This window comes from Azospirillum sp. UENF 112521 (assembly GCF_058780665.1).
Window position 1 is genome coordinate 627,031 of the sequence record NZ_JBSNCI010000003.1, and the last position, 20,349, is coordinate 647,379.

The following is a 20,349-nucleotide window of genomic DNA, read 5'->3' on the forward strand; positions in this document are numbered from 1 at the left end:
TGCCCCCACACCCATCGATCACGGAGGCTTCGACGCCCATGCCTGACCAGATGCTCGTGGAGCCAGTTCCGACGATGCCTTGCCCGTCCTTCGCCAGGGAAACCCTTCCTGCCCATGGCCGCCACGACGGCGCGATGGAGACCCTGCGCGTCACCCTGGAGGCGCTGGGGATCGGATCCGTCGAGGACATGACCTGGAAGAACTATGAAACCATCATGCGGGTGGTCGAGCCGCTGATCGGTGCCGGCCATCGCCTGCGCCATTTCGACTATACACACAGCGCGGCACTGCAACTCGGCACGGTGGAGCGGCTGCGCACCGACTACACCATCCGCCTCGCCTACACGGAATGGGGCAGCCCGCAGAATCCGGCGCTGATATGCCTGGGGGAATCGCCAATTCCGCCCGGCGCTTCGACTATGTCGCCCGCGCCCTGTCGCACCGCTACCATGTGCTGTGCCTCGATTGGGCCGGGCGCGGCCGCAGCGGCTGGCTGGCCGACCAGTCGGACTACAGTTTCGACGGAACCGTCGCCCAGGTGCTGGCCCTGATCCGCCACAAGCAGTTGGGACCGGTCACCCTGCTGGGGTCCTCGCTCGGCGGCAGCGTGGCGATGCGGGTGGCGGCAGAGGCTCCGGATCTGGTGGAACGCCTTATCCTGAACGACATCGGCCCCTTCATCCCGACCGAACGGCGGCGCCGGCGCGCCGAATCCGTCGCCCGCCACTATGTCTTCCGCCATCCGGCCCAACTGTTCCACCGCACCGGAGCGGCCCAGAAGAATGACGGGCCGGTGGACGACACCGTTCTCCTGCACAACAGCTTCCACCAGACCCGCTGGTCGGAGGAGAATGGCGGCCGGGTCTACCGCCACGACATCCGGGCGCTGCAATGCTACCGCGACGGCGCCATCCAGGACCATGACCAGTGGGACGACTGGCAGGGCATCGACTGCCCGGTGCTGCTGGTGCACGGCATGATGAGCGACGCCCTGCAGGAGGCGACCATCGCCCGGATGATGGGCAAGCCGGGGGTGAGCGTCCTGCATGTGCCGGATGTCGGCCATACCCCGACGCTGAGCGATCCTCTGCACATCGATGCCCTGGCCCGCTGGCTGTCGGCCCCCCATGCCCTGCCGGCGGAAAGCACCATCGGCTGGACCGCGGGTGCTGCCCGCATCCTGTTCCGGTGAGGGGGCCGGCGATGAGTGACGGCTTCCATTTCGTGCGCCACGGCGAGACGGACGACAACCTGCGGGGCGTGCGCTGCGGCGGCGACCGGGACATTCCCTTGACCGAGCGTGGGATCGAACAGGCCCGCCACGCGGCGGAGCGGCTTCGCCGGTCCGGCCGGGCCTGCGGTCTGGTGATCGCCGGTCCGCTGGACCGCACCGCCGTGACCGGCGCCGTCTTCGCCGAGACGCTGGGCGTTCCGCTTCTCAGCCGGGACTGGCTGCGCGAGCGCAGCCTGGGGGCGTGGAACGGCCTGCCGATCGAGCTGACCCGCCCCTGGTTCGCCGCCGGAGAGACGCCGCCGGGAGGAGAGAGCGAAGGCGCCTTCGCCGCCCGTGTCCTGGATGGTGTCGACGACTTGGCGAACGGACCCGCCGGACTGCTGGAGCACCGGCCGTTGCTGGTCGGCAGCAAGGGCGTGGCCCGCATCCTGCTGCACCGGCTCGCCGGCCGGCCGGGTGTCGAACTGGGAAATTGCGAGGTCGTGGCCTTCACCCGCCTGTCCGCCCCGCCGGGCGGGCCGGGATGGTGGCGGTGCGACCCGCTGGCAGCTCCACTGGAAACCCCGCTGGAGGCGAAAGCCGGGGCCTGCTGCCCGGCCTGACCGGAGAACCGGTCGGAAAACCAATCGAAAATCGATGCGTGGATGCCGCGCGATGCCGCGTGGATCAGGAGTAAGGAGAAGGGCGATGAAGCTCAAGATTGGTACGCGGCTCATGCTGCTGGTGTTCGGCGTGGCGCTGCTCAGCACGCTCGCCGGGGCCACCGTCCACCTGACGGGAACGCGCACGAACCTGATCGAGCAGCGCAAGGCCAAGGTCAAGGAGATGGTCGATGCGGCCGCGTCCGTCATCGCGCTGTATGGCGAGCAGGAAAAGTCCGGCAAGCTGCCGCGCGCGGAGGCGCAGGAGCGGGCCCGCGATGCCGTGCGCGCCATGCGCTATGGCAACGGCGAATATTTCTTCGTCTACGACTATGCCGGCGTCAGCCTGGTTCATGGCCTGCGCCCGCAGGTCGAGGGCAAGAACCTGCTGAACCTGAAGGACCCCGACGGCGTCCCGTTCAACGTCCAGATGACCGAGGCCGCCAAGGCCGGCGGCGGTTTCGTCGCCTTCCGCCACAAGCGTACCGACGACGCCGATCCGACCCCGAAGATCGCCTATGCCGCCGGCTACCAGCCCTGGCAGTGGATGGTCGGCACCGGCGTCTACACCGACGACGTCGATGCGGAATTCCGCGCCCGCATCTGGCGCGAGCTTGGGGTCTCGCTGCTGCTGCTGGCGATCAGCGTCGGCATCGGCATCTGGGTGTCGCGCGGGATGTCGCGCCCGCTGCTGGCGATCCGCGACGTGCTGGGCCGCATCGGCGGCGGCGACCTGACCGTTGCCGTGCCCCACGCCGACCGGCCCGACGAGATCGGCGACATGGCCCGCGCCGTCGCCGGCCTCGCCACCACCCTGCAGGGTGCCCGCGACGAGAGCCAGCGCGCCGACCTGGAACGTGCCGCCCGCGACCTTCAGCGCGAGCGCCTGTCCGTCCGTGCCGCCGAGTTCGCCCGCGCGATGGACGAGGTCGTGGCGACGCTCAGCACCACCACTGTGGCCCTGCACGAGCGCACTGCCGCCCTGACCAACGACGCCGCCAGCACGACTGACCAGGCGCATGCTGCCGCCGGTGCCGCGCAGGGTGCCTCCGACAGCGTCGAGTCCGCCGCCCAGGCCAGCGAGGAACTGCGCGGCTCCATCGCCGCGATCAGCCGTCAGGTCGAAAGCGCCGCCCAGACGGCATCCCGCGCGGTGACGGAGACCTCCAATACCACCGGGATCGTCACCGGCCTCGCGTCGGCCGCCGAGCAGATCGGCGCGGTGGTGGAGCTGATCAACTCCATCGCCGGCCAGACCAACCTGCTGGCGCTCAACGCCACCATCGAGGCGGCGCGTGCCGGCGAGGCCGGCAAGGGCTTCGCCGTGGTGGCGAGCGAGGTCAAGAGCCTCGCCACCCAGACGGCCAAGGCCACCGAGGACATCCAGTCGCAGGTGGGCGCGATCCGGGCGGCGACCGCGAACGCCATCGGCGCCATCGAAAGCATCGCCAGCCTGATCACCAACCTCAGCGCGCTGAACGGCGAAGTGGCGTCGGCCGTGCAGCAGCAGGAGGCGGCGACCCACCAGATCTTCGCCAACGCCCGCGCCGCCGCCGACAACTCCCGTCGCGTCACCAGCAGTGTCGGCTCGCTGTCGTCCACCATGACCACCACCAGCGAGCGGATGCGCCTCGTCTCCACCAGCGTGGAGAGCGTCTCGGAGCAGTCCGATCGGCTGAAGGACGAAGTCCGGCGCTTCGTGGCGGAGGTCAACGCCGCCTGACCGTATAGCCTGACCGGCTGATGCGGGGCGGATTTCCGGCGGTCCAGGCTGCCGGAATCCGCCCCTTTGCATTTTTGGCCGCAATTCAGCCCTTGCCCCGCCGCGAAACCGGCAACCAAATAGGGGCCATCGAACGGGATGACAGACAATGACGGAATCACACAAGGATCCCTTCGCCGCGGCGGCATCCTTCACTGCCGGCGTCTATGGCACCGGATTGCGGCCGGTCCGGGCGGAGCGGCTGGCAGCGGCGGCGCGGCGTCTGCTTCAAGCGGCAGGAAGCGAGGCAGAGGAGGCGGCGGTCGTCGCCGACCATCTGGTCGAGGCCAATCTGCGCGGGCATGACAGCCACGGTGTCGGCATGCTGGCGATGTACATGCCGGCGATTGCCGCCGGGCTGCTGCGCCCCAACCGGCATGCGACGGTGATCGGCCGGTCCGGCCCCTTCCTGGCGGTCGGCGGCGACAGCGGCTATGGGCAGGTGATCGCGCGCGAGGCAACGGAGCTTGCCATCGAGCAGGCGCGGCAGGACGGGTTGGCCGTGCTGTCGCTGCGCGACAGCCACCATATCGGCCGCGTCGGTTCCTATGGCGAGCAGTGCAGCGATGCCGGGATGGTCATGCTCGCCTTCGTCAATGTCGTCACCCGCCCGGCGGTGGCGCCGCATGACGGCACCCGGCCGCGGCTGGGCACCAACCCGATCTGCATCGCGGTTCCGGCCACGCAAGCGACACCGGCCTTGATCCTGGATTTCGCCACCAGCGCCGTCGCCGTCGGCAAATGCCGCGTCGCGATGGGCAAGGGGCAGGAGATGGCGCCGGGCCTGCTGCTCGATCCGCAGGGCGAGCCCACGCGCGATCCCGGCGTGATGTTCCAGGACCCGTCGGGCGCTTTGCTGCCGCTGGGCGGGCACAAGGGTTTCGGGCTGGCGCTGATGTGCGACGTGCTGGCGGGGGCGCTGGCCTCGGCGATGCCGGGCACGCCGTCCCACCAGGATTCCGGCCGGGTGATGAACAACATGTTCGCCATCGTCTTCGACCCGGCGCGTGGCGGCAACATGCAGTGGGCCGCCGATCTCGACGATCTGGTGGCCTATGTCCGCGACACGCCCACGGTGCCGGGGGCCGAAGCCATCCAGATGCCGGGCGAGCCGGAAACCCGCACCCGCCGCCAGCGTCTGGCCGACGGCATTCCGCTGGACGGCGCCACGCTGGCGATGCTGGACAGCCTGGGGCGGGAGCGCGGGCTGGCTCTTGGCGAACTGCTGGCCTGACGGCCGGCCGTCAGGCCAGCAGCTTCACGGTCGCATCGTCCGGCCGTCCGTCGCAGAATCGGTCGAGTGCCTTGCGGTAGAGATCTCCCCCTCTGCCGCCGCCTGGGCGAACAGGGTCATGGAGGAGCGGAACTTCAGGTCATCGGGTGAGCCGAAGATCTCGTGAAGCGTCCGCCCCTGCACGGCCAGCACGGTTTCGGTTGCCTGTGCCAGCCGGCTGCCGAGTACCGGGTGAGCCAGATAGGCCCGCGCCTCGTCCAGGCCGGCGATGCCGTAGAATTGGGCGGTGGGCGAGCGGCCGAGGTCGCGCAGCTGCGGGAAGATAAACCACATCCAATGGGTGCGCTTGCGGCCGTCGCTCAGCTCCGCCAGCACGGTCGCATAGACCGGGTCCTGAGCCTTGACGAAGCGCTGGAGGTCGAAAGGATCGCTGTCCGGCATGGCGCTGCTCCTCGTTCCTGGGGGCATGCCGAGACATCGGATGCAGGCCGGCGCTTCGCAACGGTTGTTTGTCAGGCTATAGGGTCCGGCCGCTCTGGGCGTGGCATTCTCTGGGCGTGGCATCCTTGCCGCTGCCGGGCGATCAGCCTCCGTCGATCTCCACCCGCATGCGGACGAGGTCGCGGTTCCAGGTGATCCTGCATTTGTCGAGGTTCAGCCGCGTCATGTAGACATAGGCGGTCCTGCCGACGTCGTCGAAATTGCGGCTCCGGCTGTCCGGGTCGAGCAGAGCCGGGTAGTCGAAGGCCGCCGCATCGCCGCAGCCGTAGCGGAACAGCAGGGGGGTGGCCCACAGAAGCTCCGGCTTCGACCACTCGACCAGATCGGCGGAGGTGGTGGTCCAGACGCCGGTGCGGCCATCACGGGTCATCGCCACGGTGGCAATGAACAGGCCGCTGGCGCGGTGGCGGACGATGCTGCGCACGGTACCCTGCAACACGCCGGGGGCGACCGGGGCGCAGACATGGTTCTCCGGTGCGTCAGCGCTCTGGCCGTCGCGCACGAAGCGGACGGAATAGGAGTGGCCGTCCCACCCGCGCCAGCTCTGCGGATCGGCGAGGTTGTCGGTGCGCATCAGGCAGGCCCCGCGCTGTTGCGCGCCGAACCGCTCGGCCCACAGGAAGGCGTACCAGTGGTCGCCGTTGCGGACGATGTTGCTGGGTGCGAAATAGCCGGTGCGCTGGCCGGCATCTCCGCTGTAGGGGTAGGGCAGCGTCGCGACGGTGTGGTTGGGCGGGGTGGCGCTCAGCCGGAAGCTGGCCCCGCCGTCGCTGGAAACCGCCGCGGTTATGCTGTTGCGCCAGCAGCGCATGTACTCGCCGGACGGGCAGAGCGCCCGCCGCTTCTGCGCATGGAATTCGTTGCTGACCAGGGCGAAGACCGTGCTGCCGTCCGGCGTGTAGAAGGACGAGATCCAGCTGCGGTCGTCATGCAGGCGCGGATCGTCCTGCCCGTGGCCCTGGAAGATCACCGCGCAGTTGGGCCGCACGGCATCCAGCGACGGGCCGGTCAGCGCCCGCGCGGTGGAATGGGAGGCGATCAGATGCACCGTGCCGCCGGCATCCCGGAAGGCGCGCGCCGGGGTGTCCGGCGCGTCGCTTTCGGCGCAGGCGTCGCGTTGCCAGGAGGTGACCGTTTCCGGTTCTCCCGCCTTCCTGATCGTCAATGCGTGTGCTTGTGCGGCGACCATGCTCAGCGTGATCGCCAGCGCTGCGGTCCGGCGGAGCATGGCGGCCCTCACTTGCCGTTCGCGATGGACTTCAGGAAGGGCGCCGGTTGCAACCGGTTGGCAAGCAGGAAGTCCAGGTAACGGGCCGCCGACTCGGCACGGTGGCGGTCGTAGGCGTCCGGGTCGAAATTGATCAGCGATTTCAGTCGGCTGCGGGTCAGCGGCATCGTCAGGTCGGCGGCGTCGGCATAGGGGACGCCGGTGTTCTCGCAAAGCTCGCGCGTGCGGGAATCGATGGTGACCGTCAGGCCCATCCGTTCCGCCTGGATCGCCAGGGCGACGCCGTGATAGCGGCAACCGATGGTCAGATCCTGCTGGCGCAGCGTGTCCATCCAGGCCGGCACGTCATAATAGGAGCGCATATAGTTCCGGCACCAGGCCTTGAACTCCTCGAAGGAGTAATGCGGCACGATGTGGCGGTGGATTTCCTTCAGCGCATGCGGGTCGATGCTGTCGAACAGACCGCGCGAGGCACGGATCATCTCGCCCATGGACTGGACGATGTACTGGCCGGGCGCGATGGGGTCCATCATCAGGGCGATCAGCTGGTGTTCGATTTCCCGCGTCTTCACCCAGGCCTGATGGCCGCCGGCCACGGTGATCGAGCGCGGCAGGTCGAGCGCCGACCAGGTCGCGTGGATCTTCCGGCCCAGGCCCGGCGCCTGGTTGAGGAAATGCGACGGACAGCCGCCGGGCAGCGAACCGGCGATGCCCAGCTTGTCCAACTGCGCCGTGGTGTAGGCGCCGCGGGTGTAGATGTTGGGCGAGGTCGCGGAGGATGGGTTCGAGGCCGCGATCACCTGCGCCCAGCGCAGCGTGCCGGGGCTGAGTTCGATGTCGTGCTCGTAGCTGTTCGCCTGGGCGCCAAGGCCGATGGCGACGACGGGAAGCCCGGATTTCTCCAGATTCTCCGCCATCTGGCCGTAATCGGTGTGGCGGCCCAGCTGGTTGGCGCAGGGGATGACGATGATGTCGGCGTTGTTCCGCAGCGTCTCCGCCGACGAGCCCCAGCTGAAATGCTTCACCGGGTTGGTGATGTGGCTGCAGATCGAATGCACGAAGGCAAGGTTGCCGTTGTTGTGTCCGATCCCGTTGTACAGGTCGTCGAAGGGGGCGTTCGAGTAGAGGCCGAGATTCGGCGTTTTCCACAGCACCGCGACGCGCAGAGGCTGGGACGGCGCATGGCCGGAAATCCGTTCAGACGCCTGGCCGGAGTTGTGTGGCCGGTCGACAGGGGTGTCGATCACGATGTCTTCAAGCATGTCGGCTCTAGCCTCGGGTCGGTGGATGCTGGAAACAGGCCGACGGTAAGCGCAGAAGAGGTATGACTGCAAGTGACAACCTAAAAATAACACGACATGATCGTTGGGGTGCAGTGTTTAGACTTTCTAATAAAATCTAATCCTTGATTTTGTCTTTCGTGATTTGACTGACGATCGGTTGATCGTCTTATGAAGGTCCATCGAAATTCGAAAGATCATCGATTTTGCGGCGGGGGGTTGAAAGCGGCCATGGCGTGTCCTATTTCCGAAAACGTTCCGCCAAGACAGACGCGGGAACCGAGCTTCGGTTGGGGTGCCAGGAAAATTCGCCTGGGCGCCCCTTTTATGCGTTGTGAAAATTCCTATATAGAGTCTGTTGCGCCGCTGATGGCGCCGGCTCCGACAGAATGGCTTTCGCCCCGATGATCCTTAAGTTTCCCCCGGTTCGGTCGCGCTGATCGCGTGGCCCGGCCGCTCCTCTCCGGCCCTGTGGTGTGCCGGCTGCTGCGACCTCCTTCCCCGGTCGCGGCGCTGCCCGCGGGGCTGGAGAGGACCCCCTCTCCGACCGTTCCAGCACCGAGCACGGTGCACGCCGTCCGGCAGCGTCGAATGCCGGTAACGCAACGAACCAAAAATCGACCTTTCAACAGGACCGACCCGAACAACGCCGGGGCCTTTGCCCGCGGCGCCGCTCCCGTCGGATGGGAGAAAAAGAGACACCATGCAGCGAAACGCTGAAACCCGCACGACCCAAGCCACTGCCAAAGCCACTGCCCAACCCACCACCCAAACCCGCGCTGCCGAACCCCGCTCCGCCGAGCCGATGCAACTTTATCTGCAGGATGCCCGCAAGTATCAGTATCTGACGCCTGAACAAGAACATGACTTGGCGGTCCGCTGGCACGACCGGCAGGATCCGACGGCGCTCGACATGCTGGTCGGCAGCCATCTGCGGCTCGTCGTTAAGATGGCGCGCGGCTATCTCGGCTATGGCCTGCCGCTGGCCGATCTGGTGGCGGAGGGCAATGTCGGCGTGATGCAGGCGGCGCAGAAGTTCGATCCCGGCAAGGGATTCCGCTTCGCCACCTATGCCTCGTGGTGGGTGCGCGCCGCTATCCAGGAGTATGTCCTGCACAACTGGTCGCTGGTGAAGATCGGCACCACCGCCGGGCAGAAGAAGCTGTTCTTCAGCCTGCGCCGCCTGAAGGCACGGATGCAGGAGCTGGAGAGCGGCGACCTGTCGCCGGAAGCGGTGGAGAGCATCGCCACCGAACTGAACGTGTCGAAGACCGAGGTGGTGGAGATGAACCGCCGCCTGGGCAACGACCGCTCGCTGAACGTCGGCCTGTCGGAGGATGGCGATGCCGAGTGGCAGGACCTGCTGGCCGACGACCGTCCGGACCAGGAGACGACCCTGGCCGATTCCGAGGAGCGCCGCCGGCGTCAGCAGTTCCTGAAGCTCGGGCTGGGCGTGCTGGACGACCGTGAGCGCAAGATCCTGATTGCCCGCCGCCTGCGCGACGAGCCGCTGACGCTGGAGGAATTGAGCCAGACCTTCCACGTCTCGCGCGAGCGCGTGCGCCAGCTGGAGGTGCGTGCCTTCGAGAAGCTCCAGAAGGCGGTGATCGCCACCGCAAAGACGGAGCAGCTGACGATGGAGAAGAACCGCCTGCTGACGGTTGCCTGATCGGACTGGAGTTGCCCCGGCTCGGTGGACGGGTCGGGGCTTGCTTTGCTCCAGGCCGGGGCGCGGACTTCAGAACGCTTCAAAAACGGAAGCTTCAGAATTCGTCCGTTTTCAGCGATCCAACAGCCGGTTGACCGCGGCGCGGTCTGGCAGGGAGGGGATGGCGCCGGGAGCGGTGGTGGTCAGCGCCCCGGCGGCGTTGGCGAACCGGCAGATTTCGTGCAACCGGTCGGGGGCGAAGGCAGTCCCCACCTCTTCCAGGATGCCGGCCAGCAGTGCGGCGACGAAGGCGTCGCCGGCGCCGGTGGTGTCGACGGCGGTGACGGTCATCCCGGGCACATGGCCGGACGCATCGGCGGTCAGGAAGGTGCAGCCGTTGCGGCCATGCGTCACCACCAGCAGGCGCAGGCCCTCATGCCACAGGCTGCGGCCGGCGGTGTCCGGGTCGGCGCTGCCGGTCAGGAACTCCAGCTCCTCGTCGCTCAGCTTGACGATGGAGGCGGTGGCGATGCCCTGGCGGATCAGGCGTTCCGCCATGTCGCGGTCGGGCCACAGGGCGAGGCGCAGGTTGGCGTCGAAGGACACCAGCCGGCCGTGGCGGTGCGCCGTCTCCACCGCCAGCAGGCTCGCCTCGCGGGCGGCCGGGTCGATCAGGCCGATCGAGCCGGAATGCAGCAGGCGGGCCGCCGCGACGGCATCGCGGTCGAGGTCGGCGGCAGAGAAGCCGGCCATCGGCTCGCCATAGAACAGGAACTCCCGTTCCCCATCCTCGTCGAGGGAGACGAAGGCGACGGGCGTCCGGGCGTCGGGCACCCGGCGCAGGTGGGACACGTCGACCCCGGCATCGGTCAGCGCCCGCGCCAGGAAGCGACCGAAGCCGTCCGCCGCGGTCCGGCCCATGAAGGCGCTGCGCACCCCCAGCCGGGCCAGACCGACCGCGACATTGGCCGGCGCCCCACCCGGCGCCGGATCGAAGGCGCCGATCACCCCCGGCTTTGCCGGGCCGGTGGGCATGAAGTCGATCAGCACCTCTCCCAGGCACAGCACCTCGGCAGTGGCGGCATCACCCTGCGGCAAAGCGGTCATGGCGGGCATGTCCTTCAGTTGGATCCGCCGGCATAGCGGGTGAGCACGGCGCGGGTGCCATCTGTCCACAGGGCGCGCAGCGCGGCGGCGAAGGCGTCGCGGAAGGGCTGCGACCGGCCGACCTCGCCATAGACGTCTTCCATGTCGAGCCAAGCGGTCGGCTCGGTGCGCGCCTTGGCGGCGACCTGGGTCAGGCGGTCCCAGTTGGGATCGTTCGGCTCGATCGGCTGGCCGTCGTCGGTCGTGCCGAAGCAGTAGCGGCACCACAGCGCCGTTTCCAGAGCCAGACCCTCGATGCCGGCACCGGCCTTCAGCCGGTCGGCAATGGACGGGACGATGAATTTCGGCTGGCGGTTGGAGCCGTCCAGGCAGAGCCGGCGGATGGTGTCCTTAATCTTCGGATTGGCGAAACGGCGCTCGATGATGCCGAAATAGGAGTGCAGGTCGGTGCCGGGCACCGGCGGCACGGTCGGGATGATCTCCTCCCGCTCGATCTTTTGCAGGAAGCTGCGGATCAGCGGGGTTTCCATCGCCTCATGGGCGTAGGTGATGCCGAGCAGGCCGGCCGGATAGGCGATCACCGCATGGCCGCCGTTCAGGATGCGGATCTTCATCGTCTCGAAGGGCGTCACGTCGGGAACGAACTGCACGCCCACCGCCTCCAGCGCCGGACGGCCGGCGGAGAAGCGGTCCTCCAGCACCCACTGGGTGAAGTCTTCGCAGAAGACCGGCCAGTTGTCGGCGATGCCGAAATCGCGGTCGAGGGTCTCGCGCTCCTGCTCGCCGGTGGCCGGGGTGATGCGGTCGACCATGCCGTTGGGGAAGGCGACGGAATTTTCGATCCAGGCGGCGAGATCGACGTCGATCTCCCTGGCGATGCCCAGCACGGCGTTGCGGGTGACGACGCCGTTGTGGGGGATGTTGTCGCAGGACATGACGGTGAAGGGCACCGTGCCGTCGCCGCGGCGGCGGGCCAGACCGGCGACGATCAGCCCGAAGACGGTGGTGGGCCGGGAGGGCAGGGCGATGTCGGCGCGGATCGCCGGATGGCCGGAGTCGAACTTGCCGGCGGCGTCGATGTAGTAGCCGCCCTCCGTCACCGTCAGCGAGACGATGCGGATCGCCGGATCGGCCAGCTTGGCGATGATGGCGTCGCTGTCGCCGACCGGCAGCATGCCGATCATCGCGCCGGTGACGCGGGCGAGGCTCTGCGCGCCGGATTGCTCGACGACGGTGGTCAGCCAGTCCTGGGGTTCCAGGGCGTCGCGCATGCGTTGGTCCGACGGCATCACGCCGGCGCCGAGGATTGCCCAGTCATGGTCGCGGCCCTGGGCGAACAGGCTGTCGAGATAGACCGCCTGATGGGCGCGGTGGAAGTTGCCGACGCCGAAATGCAGGATCCCGGCGGACAGGGCGGAACGGTCATAAGCCGGCACCGATGCCCGCGCGGCGATGTCCGGGAGAATGGCGGCGGAAAGGGCGATGGTCATGGTCGGGGTCCTGCGGGGGATCGGGGGATCCTCCCTCTCCCCGGGGGAGAGGGGATCTCGGGGCGGGAGAAGGAGGCTTTCTCAACTCATCCAGTTGCCGCCGTCGACGTTGTAGGTCTGGGCGACGATGTAGTCGGCCTCCCGGCTTGCCAGGAAGATCGCCATGCCGGTCAGATCCTCCGCCCGGCCCATGCGGCCGAAGGGGACGGCTTCGCCGACCATGCGCTTCTTCTCGCCAGGCTGGAGGCCTTCATGCTTGGCGAACAGGGCGTCGACGCCGTCCCAATGCTCGCCGTCGACCACGCCGGGAGCGATGGCGTTGACGTTGATGCCGTGCTTGATGAGATCGAGGCCGGCCGACTGGGTCAGGCTGATGACCGCCGCCTTGGTGGCGCAATAGACGCCGACCAGTGCTTCGCCGCGCCGCCCGGCCTGGGATGCCATGTTGATGATCTTGCCGCCGCGGCCCTGCGCGATCATCCGCTTCGCCACCGCCTGCAGCGTGAACAGGGTGCCAGCGACGTTGATCGAGAACAGGCGGTCATAGCTGTCCCGTGTGATCTCGACGATGGGGGCGAGGTCGAACAGCGCGGCGTTGTTGATCAGGATGTCGATGCCGCCGGCCCGCTCCACCACCGTCGCAATGGCGGCGTCGATGGAGGATTGGCTGGTCACGTCGAGCGCCACGGCATAGGCGCCGGGGCCGATCTCCTCCGCCGCCTTCTCCGCCGCCGCGAGGTTGATGTCGGCGATGGCGACGTTGGCGCCCTCCGCGACATAGGCGGCGGCGAAGGCGCGGCCGATGCCGCGGGCGGCGCCGGTGACGATGGCCGATTTGCCGTCGAGACGTTTCATGGTGGTGAAGCCTTTCATGCCACTTTCGCACCGGCGGCGACGGAAGACAGCGCATTGCCCTGGGCGTCGAAGCGGTGGAGCTTTTCGGTTTGAGGCGTCAGCCAGACGCGGTCGCCGTGATGCACCGGGAACTCGCCGCCGGCCCGTGCCAGCATCGTGCCGATGCCGTCCACCTGCACATAGACGAAGGTGTCGGATCCCAGATGTTCGGACACGGTGACGGTGCCGGACCACAGGCCGGAATCGGTCGACAGCGCCAGATGCTCGGGACGGATGCCGATACAGTCGGCGCCGGCACCGCGCGCGATCTCGCCCTCGATGAAGTTCATGCGGGGAGAGCCGATGAAGCCGGCGACGAAGCGGTTGCGCGGACGGCTGTAGAGGTCGATGGGAGATCCCACCTGCTCGATCCGGCCGGCGTTCAGCACGACGATCTTGTCGGCCATGGTCATGGCCTCCACCTGATCGTGGGTCACGTAGATCATGGTGGTGCCGAGGCTGGCGTGCAGCTCGGAGATTTCCAGCCGCATATTGACGCGCAGCGCGGCATCCAGGTTCGACAGCGGCTCGTCGAACAGGAAGGCGGTCGGTTCGCGGACGATGGCGCGGCCGATGGCGACGCGCTGGCGCTGGCCGCCGGAGAGCTGGCCGGGGCGGCGGTCGAGATAGTTGGTGAGGTTCAGCACCTTGGCCGCCGCCTCAACCTTGCGGTCGATGGCTGACTTGTCGAGCCGGGCCATTTTCAGCGGGAAGGCGATGTTGTTGCGCACGGTCATGTGCGGATAGAGCGCGTAGGACTGGAACACCATCGCCAGCCCGCGCTGGGCGGGCGGCAGGGCGGTGGCGTCCTTGCCGTCGATGCGGATGGTGCCGGACGACACATCCTCCAGCCCGGCGATCAGGCGCAGCAGCGTGGACTTGCCGCAGCCGGACGGGCCGACGAACACCACGAACTCGCCGTTGCCGATGGAGGAGATCCAGCGGCGGGATGACGTCGATGTCGCCGAAGCTTTTGGTGACGCGGTCGAGCGTGATCTGACCCATAACGGGTTCCCCCCTACTTCACGGCGCCGAAGGTCAGGCCGCGCACAAGCTGCTTCTGGCTGAACCAGCCGAGAACCAGGATCGGCGCGACCGCCATGGTCGAGGCGGCCGACAGTTTCGCGTAGAACAACCCTTCCGGGCTGGAGTAGCTGGCAATGAAGGCGGTCAGCGGCGCCGACTGCGAGGCGGACAGGTTGAGAGTCCAGAAGGCCTCGTTCCATGCCAGGATGATGTTCAGCAGCAGGGTGGAGGCGATGCCGGGCACCGCCATCGGCAGCAGCACGAACAGGATTTCGTCGCGCAGGCCGGCGCCGTCCATCCGCGACGCTTCCAGGATCTCGCCCGGAATTTCACGGAAGTAGGTGAACAGCATCCAGACGATGATCGGCAGGTTGATCAGCGTCAGCACGATGACCAGACCGATGCGGCTGTCGAGCAGCCCGAAATCGCGGAACAGCAGATAGATCGGGATCAGCACGCCGACCGGCGGCAGCATCTTGGTCGACAGCATCCACATCAGCACGTCGCGGGTGCGCTTGCCGGGGACGAAGGCCATCGACCAAGCGGCGGGGACGGCGACCAGCAGGCCGAGCAGTGTCGAGCCGACGGAGATGACGACCGAGTTCCAGAAATGGAGGAAATAGTCGGAGCGCTGCTGGACCTCGGCGTAGTTCTCCAGCGTCCAGTGGAAGGCGAGGAAGGTCGGCGGGGTCGCCACCGCCTCTGCCTCGGTCTTGAAGCTGGTCAGGACGGTCCACAGGATGGGGAAGAAGATCACGATCCCGACGGTCCAGGCGATCAGGGTCACGACCAGCTTGTGGCGGTTGGTTGCGGCGCGCGCCATGGTCAGATGTCCAGGTTGCGGCCGATCATCCTCATCAGGAAGACGGCGACGATGTTGGCGAGGACGACGGCGACGATGCCGCCCGCGGAGCCGCCGCCGACATCGAACTGCAGCAGCGACTGGGCATAGACGAGGTAGGTGATGTTGGTGGTGGCGGTGCCGGGGCCGCCGTTGGTCGTCACCAGGATCTCGGCGAAGACCGACAGCAGGAAGATGGTTTGGATCAGCGTCACAACCGTCATCGCACGCGCCAGATGGGGCAGGATGATGTGGATGAAGCGGTCGAGCGCACCGGCGCCGTCCATCTCCGCCGCCTCCAGTCTTTCACGGTCGAGCGACTGGAGGGCGGTCAGCAGGATCAGCGTGGCGAAAGGTAGCCACTGCCATGTCACGATCATGATGATCGAGGACAGCGGCGCCTCGGCCAGGAAATCGAAGGGCTGGAGGCCCAGCGCCTTGGCGATGGCGGCGAATAGGCCGTTCACCGGGTTCATCAGCATGTTCTTCCACACCAGCGCCGAGACGGTGGGCATGACGAAGAAGGGCGCGATGACCAGAAGGCGGACGATGCCGCGCCCCCAAAAGGGCTGGTCGAGCAGCAGGGCCAACCCGATCCCGCCGGCGATGGTCAGCACCAGCACCCCGCCGACCAGAGCCAGCGTGTTGCCGAGTGCGGCGAAGAAGGCCGGATCGGTGAGGAAATACTGGTAGTTCAGCGTGCCGATGAACTCCTCCGTCCCCGGCATCAGCAGATTGTAGCGCAGGAAGGAGAAGTAGAGCGTCATCACGAGCGGGATCAGCATCCAGCCGAGCAGCAGGATGACGGCCGGAGACATCGTCAGGCGCGCGGCGGCACGCGAGTGGGCGGTGGCCATGGCTCGACCCTTGGGTAACGGCGTTGTGGAGCACGGCCTCCTGCCACCGTCATCCCGGCGAAGGCGGGGATGACGGTGGAAAGAGGTTTTGCCGTGATCTGACAGAACGGAAGGTCAGGCGTGACCGCTTACTTGATGTAGCCGGCCTTGGTCATCTCGCGGGTGGCGAGGGTCTGGGCGGTCTGCAGCGCCTGGTCGGCGGTCGTCTGGCCGGCGAGCGCCGCCGAGAAGGTCTGTCCGACCGCCGTGCCGATGCCCTGGAACTCGGGAATGGCGACGAACTGCACGCCGGTGTAGGGAACCGGCTGGACCGTCGGGTGCTGCGGATCGGCGGCCTGGATCGACTTCAGCGTCAAGTCGGCGAAGGGGGCCGTCTTGCGGTATTCCGGATTGGCGTAGAGCGACGTGCGGGTGCCCGGCGGCACGTTGGCCCAGCCCTCTTCCTTGGCGACGAGGTCGAGATACTCCTTGGAAGTCGCCCAGGAGATGAAGGCCTGGGCGGCGTCGCCCTTCTTGCTGCTGGCGGGGATCGCGAGGTTCCAGGCCCACAGCCAGTTGGAGCGCTTGCCGAGACCGGTGTCGGGGGCCAGGGCGTAGCCGACCTTGTCCGCCACCTTGCTCTGCGCCGGGTTGGAGACGAAGGAGGCGGCGACGGTGGCATCGATCCACATCGCGCATTTGCCGGACTGGAACAGCGCCAGATTCTCGTTGAAGCCGTTGGAGGAGGCGCCCGGCGGACCGGCGTCCTTCATCAGCCCGAGATATGTGGTCAGCGTCTGCTTCCACGGGTCGGTGTTGAACTGCGGCTTCCAGTTCATGTCGAACCAGCTGGCGCCGAAGGAGTTCGCCATGGCGCTGAGGAAGGCCATGTTCTCGCCCCAACCGGCCTTGCCGCGCAGGCAGATGCCGTAGATTTCGGCCTTCTTGTCGGTCAGCTTGCGCGCGGCGTCGGAGACGAAGGCCCAGGTCGGCGCCTCCGGCATGGTCAGGCCGGCCTTTTCGAACAGGTCCTTGCGGTACATGACCATCGAGCTTTCGCCGTAGAAGGGCGCGGCATAGAGCGTGCCGTCGGTGGTCAGGCCGCTGCGGATCGAGGGCAGCAGATCCTCGACGTCATAGTTGGCGCCGAGCTTGGTCAGCGGCATCAGCCACTTCTGCTTGGTCCAGATCGGAACCTCGTAGGTGCCGATGGTCAGGATGTCGTACTGGCCGCCCTTGGCGGCGATGTCGGTGGTGACGCGCTGGCGCAGCACATTCTCTTCCAGCGTCACCCAGTTCAGCGTGATGTCGGGATGCGCCTTGGTGAAATGCTCCGACAGCTTCTGCATGCGGATCATGTCGCCGTTGTTCACCGTGGCGATGGACAGCGTTTCCGCCTGGGCGGAGCTGCCGAGAAACGCGGCGACGGCCGCGCCGATCAAGGAAAGCGCACGCTTCATTCCTGTTTTCCTCCCCAAAATCCTGTCCGGCCGCGCCCTGGCTTTCGTCCCGCCGGCCCTTTGCGACTGGTCGCCCGACACCCGGATGCAATTGCGGCATTCGGTTTGTAGGGCACACCAACACTATGGCGCAGGCGGTTCGGGGCTGCAATAGATAAATCACATTGATTTTGATATTCGGCAGCGTATGGCCCGGACTTTCTGCGGGGCAGGCGGGGAGGTGGCTCGGACAGTGGGGCCGACGGCAGTGCGGAGTTAAGGATTAAGCCGGATTTGCCGCCGGCCTTGCTCCTTTGGTGAGTCGCTTGCTACGGTGGCGAAGTTCCAAAGTTGATCGATCCAACAGCCATAACCGTGTCCGAGTCGGATTAAATAAATCACTTTGATTTTGTTATGATTGGTTGCTATACGGACTGTTGTCGAGGTCAAGGGCGGGGAGGCGGCGGAAGGATGCGGGGCGGCGATACCACCGGGCTGCGCGCCTACAACGAGCGGCTGGTCATGCATGCGCTGTTGCAGGCCGGCATGCTGTCCAAGGCGGAAATCGCGCGCGAGACCGGTCTCAGCGGTCAGGCGGCGTCGGTGATCGTCAACCGGCTGCTGGAGGACGGGCTGCTGGTCAAGCTGGACAAGGTGCGCGGGCAGGTCGGGCAGCCGTCCACCCCGATCGCGCCAAATCCGGACGGCGCCTATGCGCTGGGGGTGAAGATCGGCCGGCGCAGCGTCGAGGCCATCCTGATCAACCTGCTGGGGGAGGAGCTGGGGGCGAGCCGGGTGCGCTACGACGCGCCGCTGCCGGAGCCGACGATCTCCACCGCCATCGCCCAGGCGGCCGGGCTGCTGGCGCATCTGTCGCCGGCGGCGCGCGCGCGGGTGGTCGGGCTGGGGGTCGCCATGCCGGACGAAATTCATGCCTGGTCGGCGGAGCTTGGGCTGGCGCCGGGGGCGCTGGACGGCTGGCGCGATGCCGACATCGCCGGCGCCTTCGCGCGCGAAACCGGGCTGCCGGTGACGCTCTACAACGACGCCGCGGCGGCCTGCGCGGCCGAGATGATCGCCGGCCATGCCATCACCAGCCGCAGCGCGCTCTACATCTATCTCGGCACCTTCATCGGTGGCGGGGTGGTGATCGACGGCCGGCTCTATCGCGGAGAGCAGGGCAATGCCGGGGCCATCGGCTCGATGCCGACCCGCCCGGCCGTGCCGGGCACGCCGCCGGGGCAGTTGATCCACGCCGCCTCGATCTTCCTGCTGGAGCGCGAGCTGGAGGCCGCCGGCATCGACCCGACCGCGGCGCTGTCGGCGGCGCTGGCCGACGGCAGCGGCGAGCGGGCGGACGCCATCTTCGATTCCTGGGCCGAAGCGGCGTGCGCGGAGCTGTCGCGCGCGGTCGTGTCGGCGCTCAGCGTCATCGATTTTCAGGAGGTGGTGGTCGACGGCTTCCTGCCGCCGTCCTGGCGCGACCGCTTCACCCAGAGGCTGACGGCGGCGGTGGAGCGCTTCAACCGGTCGGGGCTGAAGTCCGCACCGGTGATGGCGGGCTCCATCGGTCCGATGGCCCGCGTGCTGGGGGCGGCGATGCTGCCGCTGAAGGCGCGCTTCTCGCCCGACACCGACCTGCTGGTCCGGTCGGGCATGGCGCGGGATCTGGTCTGAAGGTTCAGATCACGATGCCGGCCAGGGCGGGGCTCTGGTCGAGGGCGTCGGCGAGCACCTCCAGCATGCGGCGGCAGTCGGCGCGGGTCACCGGCGCGCCGAGGCAGATTCGCAGCGCCTCCGGCACCGCGCCGCCGGTCAGGAAGGTGTCGCTGACCGCGGCGGCGATGCCGTGGCTGCGCAGATGGGACGCGAACTCCCCACGGGTCCAGGCCGGTGGCAGGGTCAGCCACAGATGGAACCCCTCCGGGTGGGCGGTCTGCGCGGCGGCAGGAAGCAGGTCGCGGGCGATGCGCTGGCGGGCCGACGCCTCGGCACGGATGGCGGTCAGCAGCGCATCGGCGGTGCCGTCGGTGATCCATTGGGTGGCGACAGCGGCCGGGACCGGCGGCGTGCCGAGGATGGTGGCGCGCTGGGCGGCGGCCAGCCGCATGGCCTGGCGGGCGTCGGGGGCGGCGACATAGGTGATGCGCAGGCCGGGCGCCACGCACTTGGCGAGGCCGACGACATGGAAGGTCACGTCGGGCGCCAATGCTGCGATGGGCGGCGGGGCGTCCTGCGGCAGCACGCCGTAGATGTCGTCCTCGACGATCGGGAAGCCGTGCTGGCGGGCGATGGCCGCGATGGCGGCGCGGCGGTCGGCCGGAAGGGTCGCCGTGGTCGGGTTGTGCAGGGTGGGGGTGCAGTAAAGCGCCTTTGGGGAATGAGCCTGAACCGCGGCGCGCAGGGCGTCGGGGTCGAGGCCGTCTTTGTCCATCGCCACCCCGACCACCCGCAGGCCGAGCTGCCGGGCGATGGCCTTGAAGCCGGGATAGGTCAGCTCCTCCGTACAGACGGTATCGCCGGGGCTGGTCAGCATGCACAGCAGGGCCAGGAGGGCGCTCTGTGTACCGGGGCAGACGACGATGCGGCCGTGATCGCCGAGCGGGGACGCGTCCAGATCGGGCAGGCGCTTGGCGAGCCAGCGGGCTCCGGCGGCACAATCCTCTTCCACAGCGCGGAAGCCGGCGCCGGCTTCCGGGTAGCGCAGCAGCGTTTGCGGGTCGAGCCGCAGCATCGCCTGCGACAGGCTGCGGCGCACCCGGTCCAGCAGCTCCGGCGCGTCGGGCAGCGGAGGCTGGTTCATGGTCATGTCGATGACCGCGGGCGGCGCGGCGGCCTCGCGCCGGGGCCGGGCGGTTTCGGGAAGAGGGCGGTCCGGCGCAACCTCCTGCGCGCTGACGAAGGTGCCCTGGCCGACGCGGGCGTCGAGCAGGCCGCGGCGCCGGGCCTCGCTGTAGGCGCGGCTGACCGTGGTCAGATCCACGCCCAGCCGGTCGGCGAGCAGGCGCTGCGGCGGCAGCCGCTGCCCGGCCGCCAGCCGGCCGGCGGCGATGTCGTCGGCCAGGGCATCGGCGATGGCGAGATAGACCGGCTTGGCGCGGTTGGTCAGGTCGGGCTGCCAGACGGCGGTGTCCGACGGATCGGCCGGGCCGGTGTGTTCCGGGGTGTCGGATTGCATGGATGTCCTG

18 protein-coding genes are annotated in these 20,349 nt (G+C 68.0%); 7 read left to right on the forward strand and 11 right to left on the reverse strand.

Annotation, left to right across the window (positions count from 1 at the left end):
• Positions 1-38: 38 nt before the first annotated feature.
• The 5 genes from ACWPN8_RS18585 to ACWPN8_RS18605 all read left to right on the forward strand — a co-directional run bounded on the left by ACWPN8_RS18585 (position 39) and on the right by ACWPN8_RS18605 (position 4,871).
• The gene (locus ACWPN8_RS18585; RefSeq protein WP_492241759.1) at positions 39-551 is read left to right on the forward strand and encodes a hypothetical protein; all 513 of its coding nucleotides are present in this window, start codon (positions 39-41) and stop codon (positions 549-551) included.
• Positions 434-1,192 (forward strand): alpha/beta fold hydrolase, encoded by a 759-nt coding sequence (locus ACWPN8_RS18590; protein WP_492242099.1) that lies wholly within the window; start codon positions 434-436, stop codon positions 1,190-1,192. Before ACWPN8_RS18585 ends, ACWPN8_RS18590 begins: the two co-directional genes overlap by 118 nt.
• An 11-nt stretch (positions 1,193-1,203) precedes the next feature.
• Positions 1,204-1,836, forward strand: a complete 633-nt coding sequence (locus tag ACWPN8_RS18595; RefSeq protein ID WP_492241760.1) for a histidine phosphatase family protein — start codon at positions 1,204-1,206, stop codon at positions 1,834-1,836.
• Between the two features lie 85 nt (positions 1,837-1,921).
• The gene (locus ACWPN8_RS18600) at positions 1,922-3,598 is read left to right on the forward strand and encodes a methyl-accepting chemotaxis protein (protein ID WP_109448001.1); all 1,677 of its coding nucleotides are present in this window, start codon (positions 1,922-1,924) and stop codon (positions 3,596-3,598) included.
• 148 nt (positions 3,599-3,746) lie between these two features.
• Positions 3,747-4,871: a malate/lactate/ureidoglycolate dehydrogenase gene (locus ACWPN8_RS18605; protein ID WP_492241761.1), complete on the forward strand. Its 1,125-nt coding sequence runs from the start codon at positions 3,747-3,749 to the stop codon at positions 4,869-4,871.
• A 24-nt stretch (positions 4,872-4,895) separates the two neighbouring features.
• Here the strand turns inward: ACWPN8_RS18605 and ACWPN8_RS18610 are convergent, their stop codons facing one another.
• From ACWPN8_RS18610 to ACWPN8_RS18620, 3 genes are all read right to left on the reverse strand, one after another.
• Positions 4,896-5,312, reverse strand: a complete 417-nt coding sequence (locus ACWPN8_RS18610; protein ID WP_492241762.1) for a DUF1810 domain-containing protein — start codon at positions 5,310-5,312, stop codon at positions 4,896-4,898.
• 142 nt (positions 5,313-5,454) lie between these two features.
• Positions 5,455-6,600 (reverse strand): hypothetical protein, encoded by a 1,146-nt coding sequence (locus tag ACWPN8_RS18615; RefSeq protein WP_492241763.1) that lies wholly within the window; start codon positions 6,598-6,600, stop codon positions 5,455-5,457.
• A gap of 8 nt (positions 6,601-6,608) precedes the next feature.
• Positions 6,609-7,862 carry a polysaccharide pyruvyl transferase family protein gene (locus tag ACWPN8_RS18620; RefSeq protein ID WP_492241764.1) on the reverse strand — a complete coding sequence of 418 codons (1,254 nt, stop codon included), beginning with the start codon at positions 7,860-7,862 and terminating at the stop codon, positions 6,609-6,611.
• A 721-nt stretch (positions 7,863-8,583) separates the two neighbouring features.
• Between ACWPN8_RS18620 and rpoH the strand changes: the two genes are divergently transcribed.
• Positions 8,584-9,549, forward strand: coding sequence for an RNA polymerase sigma factor RpoH (gene rpoH / locus ACWPN8_RS18625; protein WP_109447995.1), 966 nt, complete (start codon positions 8,584-8,586; stop codon positions 9,547-9,549).
• Positions 9,550-9,660: 111 nt separating this feature from the next.
• Here the strand turns inward: rpoH and ACWPN8_RS18630 are convergent, their stop codons facing one another.
• From ACWPN8_RS18630 to ACWPN8_RS18660, 7 genes are all read right to left on the reverse strand, one after another.
• A complete protein-coding gene (locus ACWPN8_RS18630; RefSeq protein WP_492241765.1) occupies positions 9,661-10,635 on the reverse strand; it encodes a PfkB family carbohydrate kinase in 975 nt (324 codons plus the stop codon).
• Between the two features lie 14 nt (positions 10,636-10,649).
• A complete protein-coding gene (locus ACWPN8_RS18635) occupies positions 10,650-12,125 on the reverse strand; it encodes a mannitol dehydrogenase family protein (RefSeq protein WP_492241766.1) in 1,476 nt (491 codons plus the stop codon).
• Between the two features lie 81 nt (positions 12,126-12,206).
• A complete protein-coding gene (locus tag ACWPN8_RS18640) occupies positions 12,207-12,980 on the reverse strand; it encodes an L-iditol 2-dehydrogenase (RefSeq protein ID WP_492241767.1) in 774 nt (257 codons plus the stop codon).
• A gap of 14 nt (positions 12,981-12,994) precedes the next feature.
• Positions 12,995-13,930: an ABC transporter ATP-binding protein gene (locus ACWPN8_RS18645; protein WP_492241768.1), complete on the reverse strand. Its 936-nt coding sequence runs from the start codon at positions 13,928-13,930 to the stop codon at positions 12,995-12,997.
• Positions 13,931-14,037: 107 nt separating this feature from the next.
• A complete protein-coding gene (locus ACWPN8_RS18650) occupies positions 14,038-14,868 on the reverse strand; it encodes a carbohydrate ABC transporter permease (protein ID WP_492241769.1) in 831 nt (276 codons plus the stop codon).
• A gap of 2 nt (positions 14,869-14,870) precedes the next feature.
• Positions 14,871-15,743 carry a carbohydrate ABC transporter permease gene (locus ACWPN8_RS18655; protein WP_109447987.1) on the reverse strand — a complete coding sequence of 291 codons (873 nt, stop codon included), beginning with the start codon at positions 15,741-15,743 and terminating at the stop codon, positions 14,871-14,873.
• A 128-nt stretch (positions 15,744-15,871) separates the two neighbouring features.
• Positions 15,872-17,182 (reverse strand): ABC transporter substrate-binding protein, encoded by a 1,311-nt coding sequence (locus ACWPN8_RS18660; RefSeq protein WP_109447985.1) that lies wholly within the window; start codon positions 17,180-17,182, stop codon positions 15,872-15,874.
• A gap of 450 nt (positions 17,183-17,632) precedes the next feature.
• On the opposite strand from ACWPN8_RS18660, the gene ACWPN8_RS18665 reads away from it, so the two are divergent.
• The gene (locus tag ACWPN8_RS18665; RefSeq protein ID WP_492241770.1) at positions 17,633-18,838 is read left to right on the forward strand and encodes an ROK family transcriptional regulator; all 1,206 of its coding nucleotides are present in this window, start codon (positions 17,633-17,635) and stop codon (positions 18,836-18,838) included.
• A gap of 4 nt (positions 18,839-18,842) precedes the next feature.
• On the opposite strand, the gene ACWPN8_RS18670 is transcribed toward ACWPN8_RS18665, so the two are convergent.
• Positions 18,843-20,339 carry an aminotransferase-like domain-containing protein gene (locus tag ACWPN8_RS18670; RefSeq protein WP_492241771.1) on the reverse strand — a complete coding sequence of 499 codons (1,497 nt, stop codon included), beginning with the start codon at positions 20,337-20,339 and terminating at the stop codon, positions 18,843-18,845.
• Between the last annotated feature and the right edge of the window lie 10 nt (positions 20,340-20,349).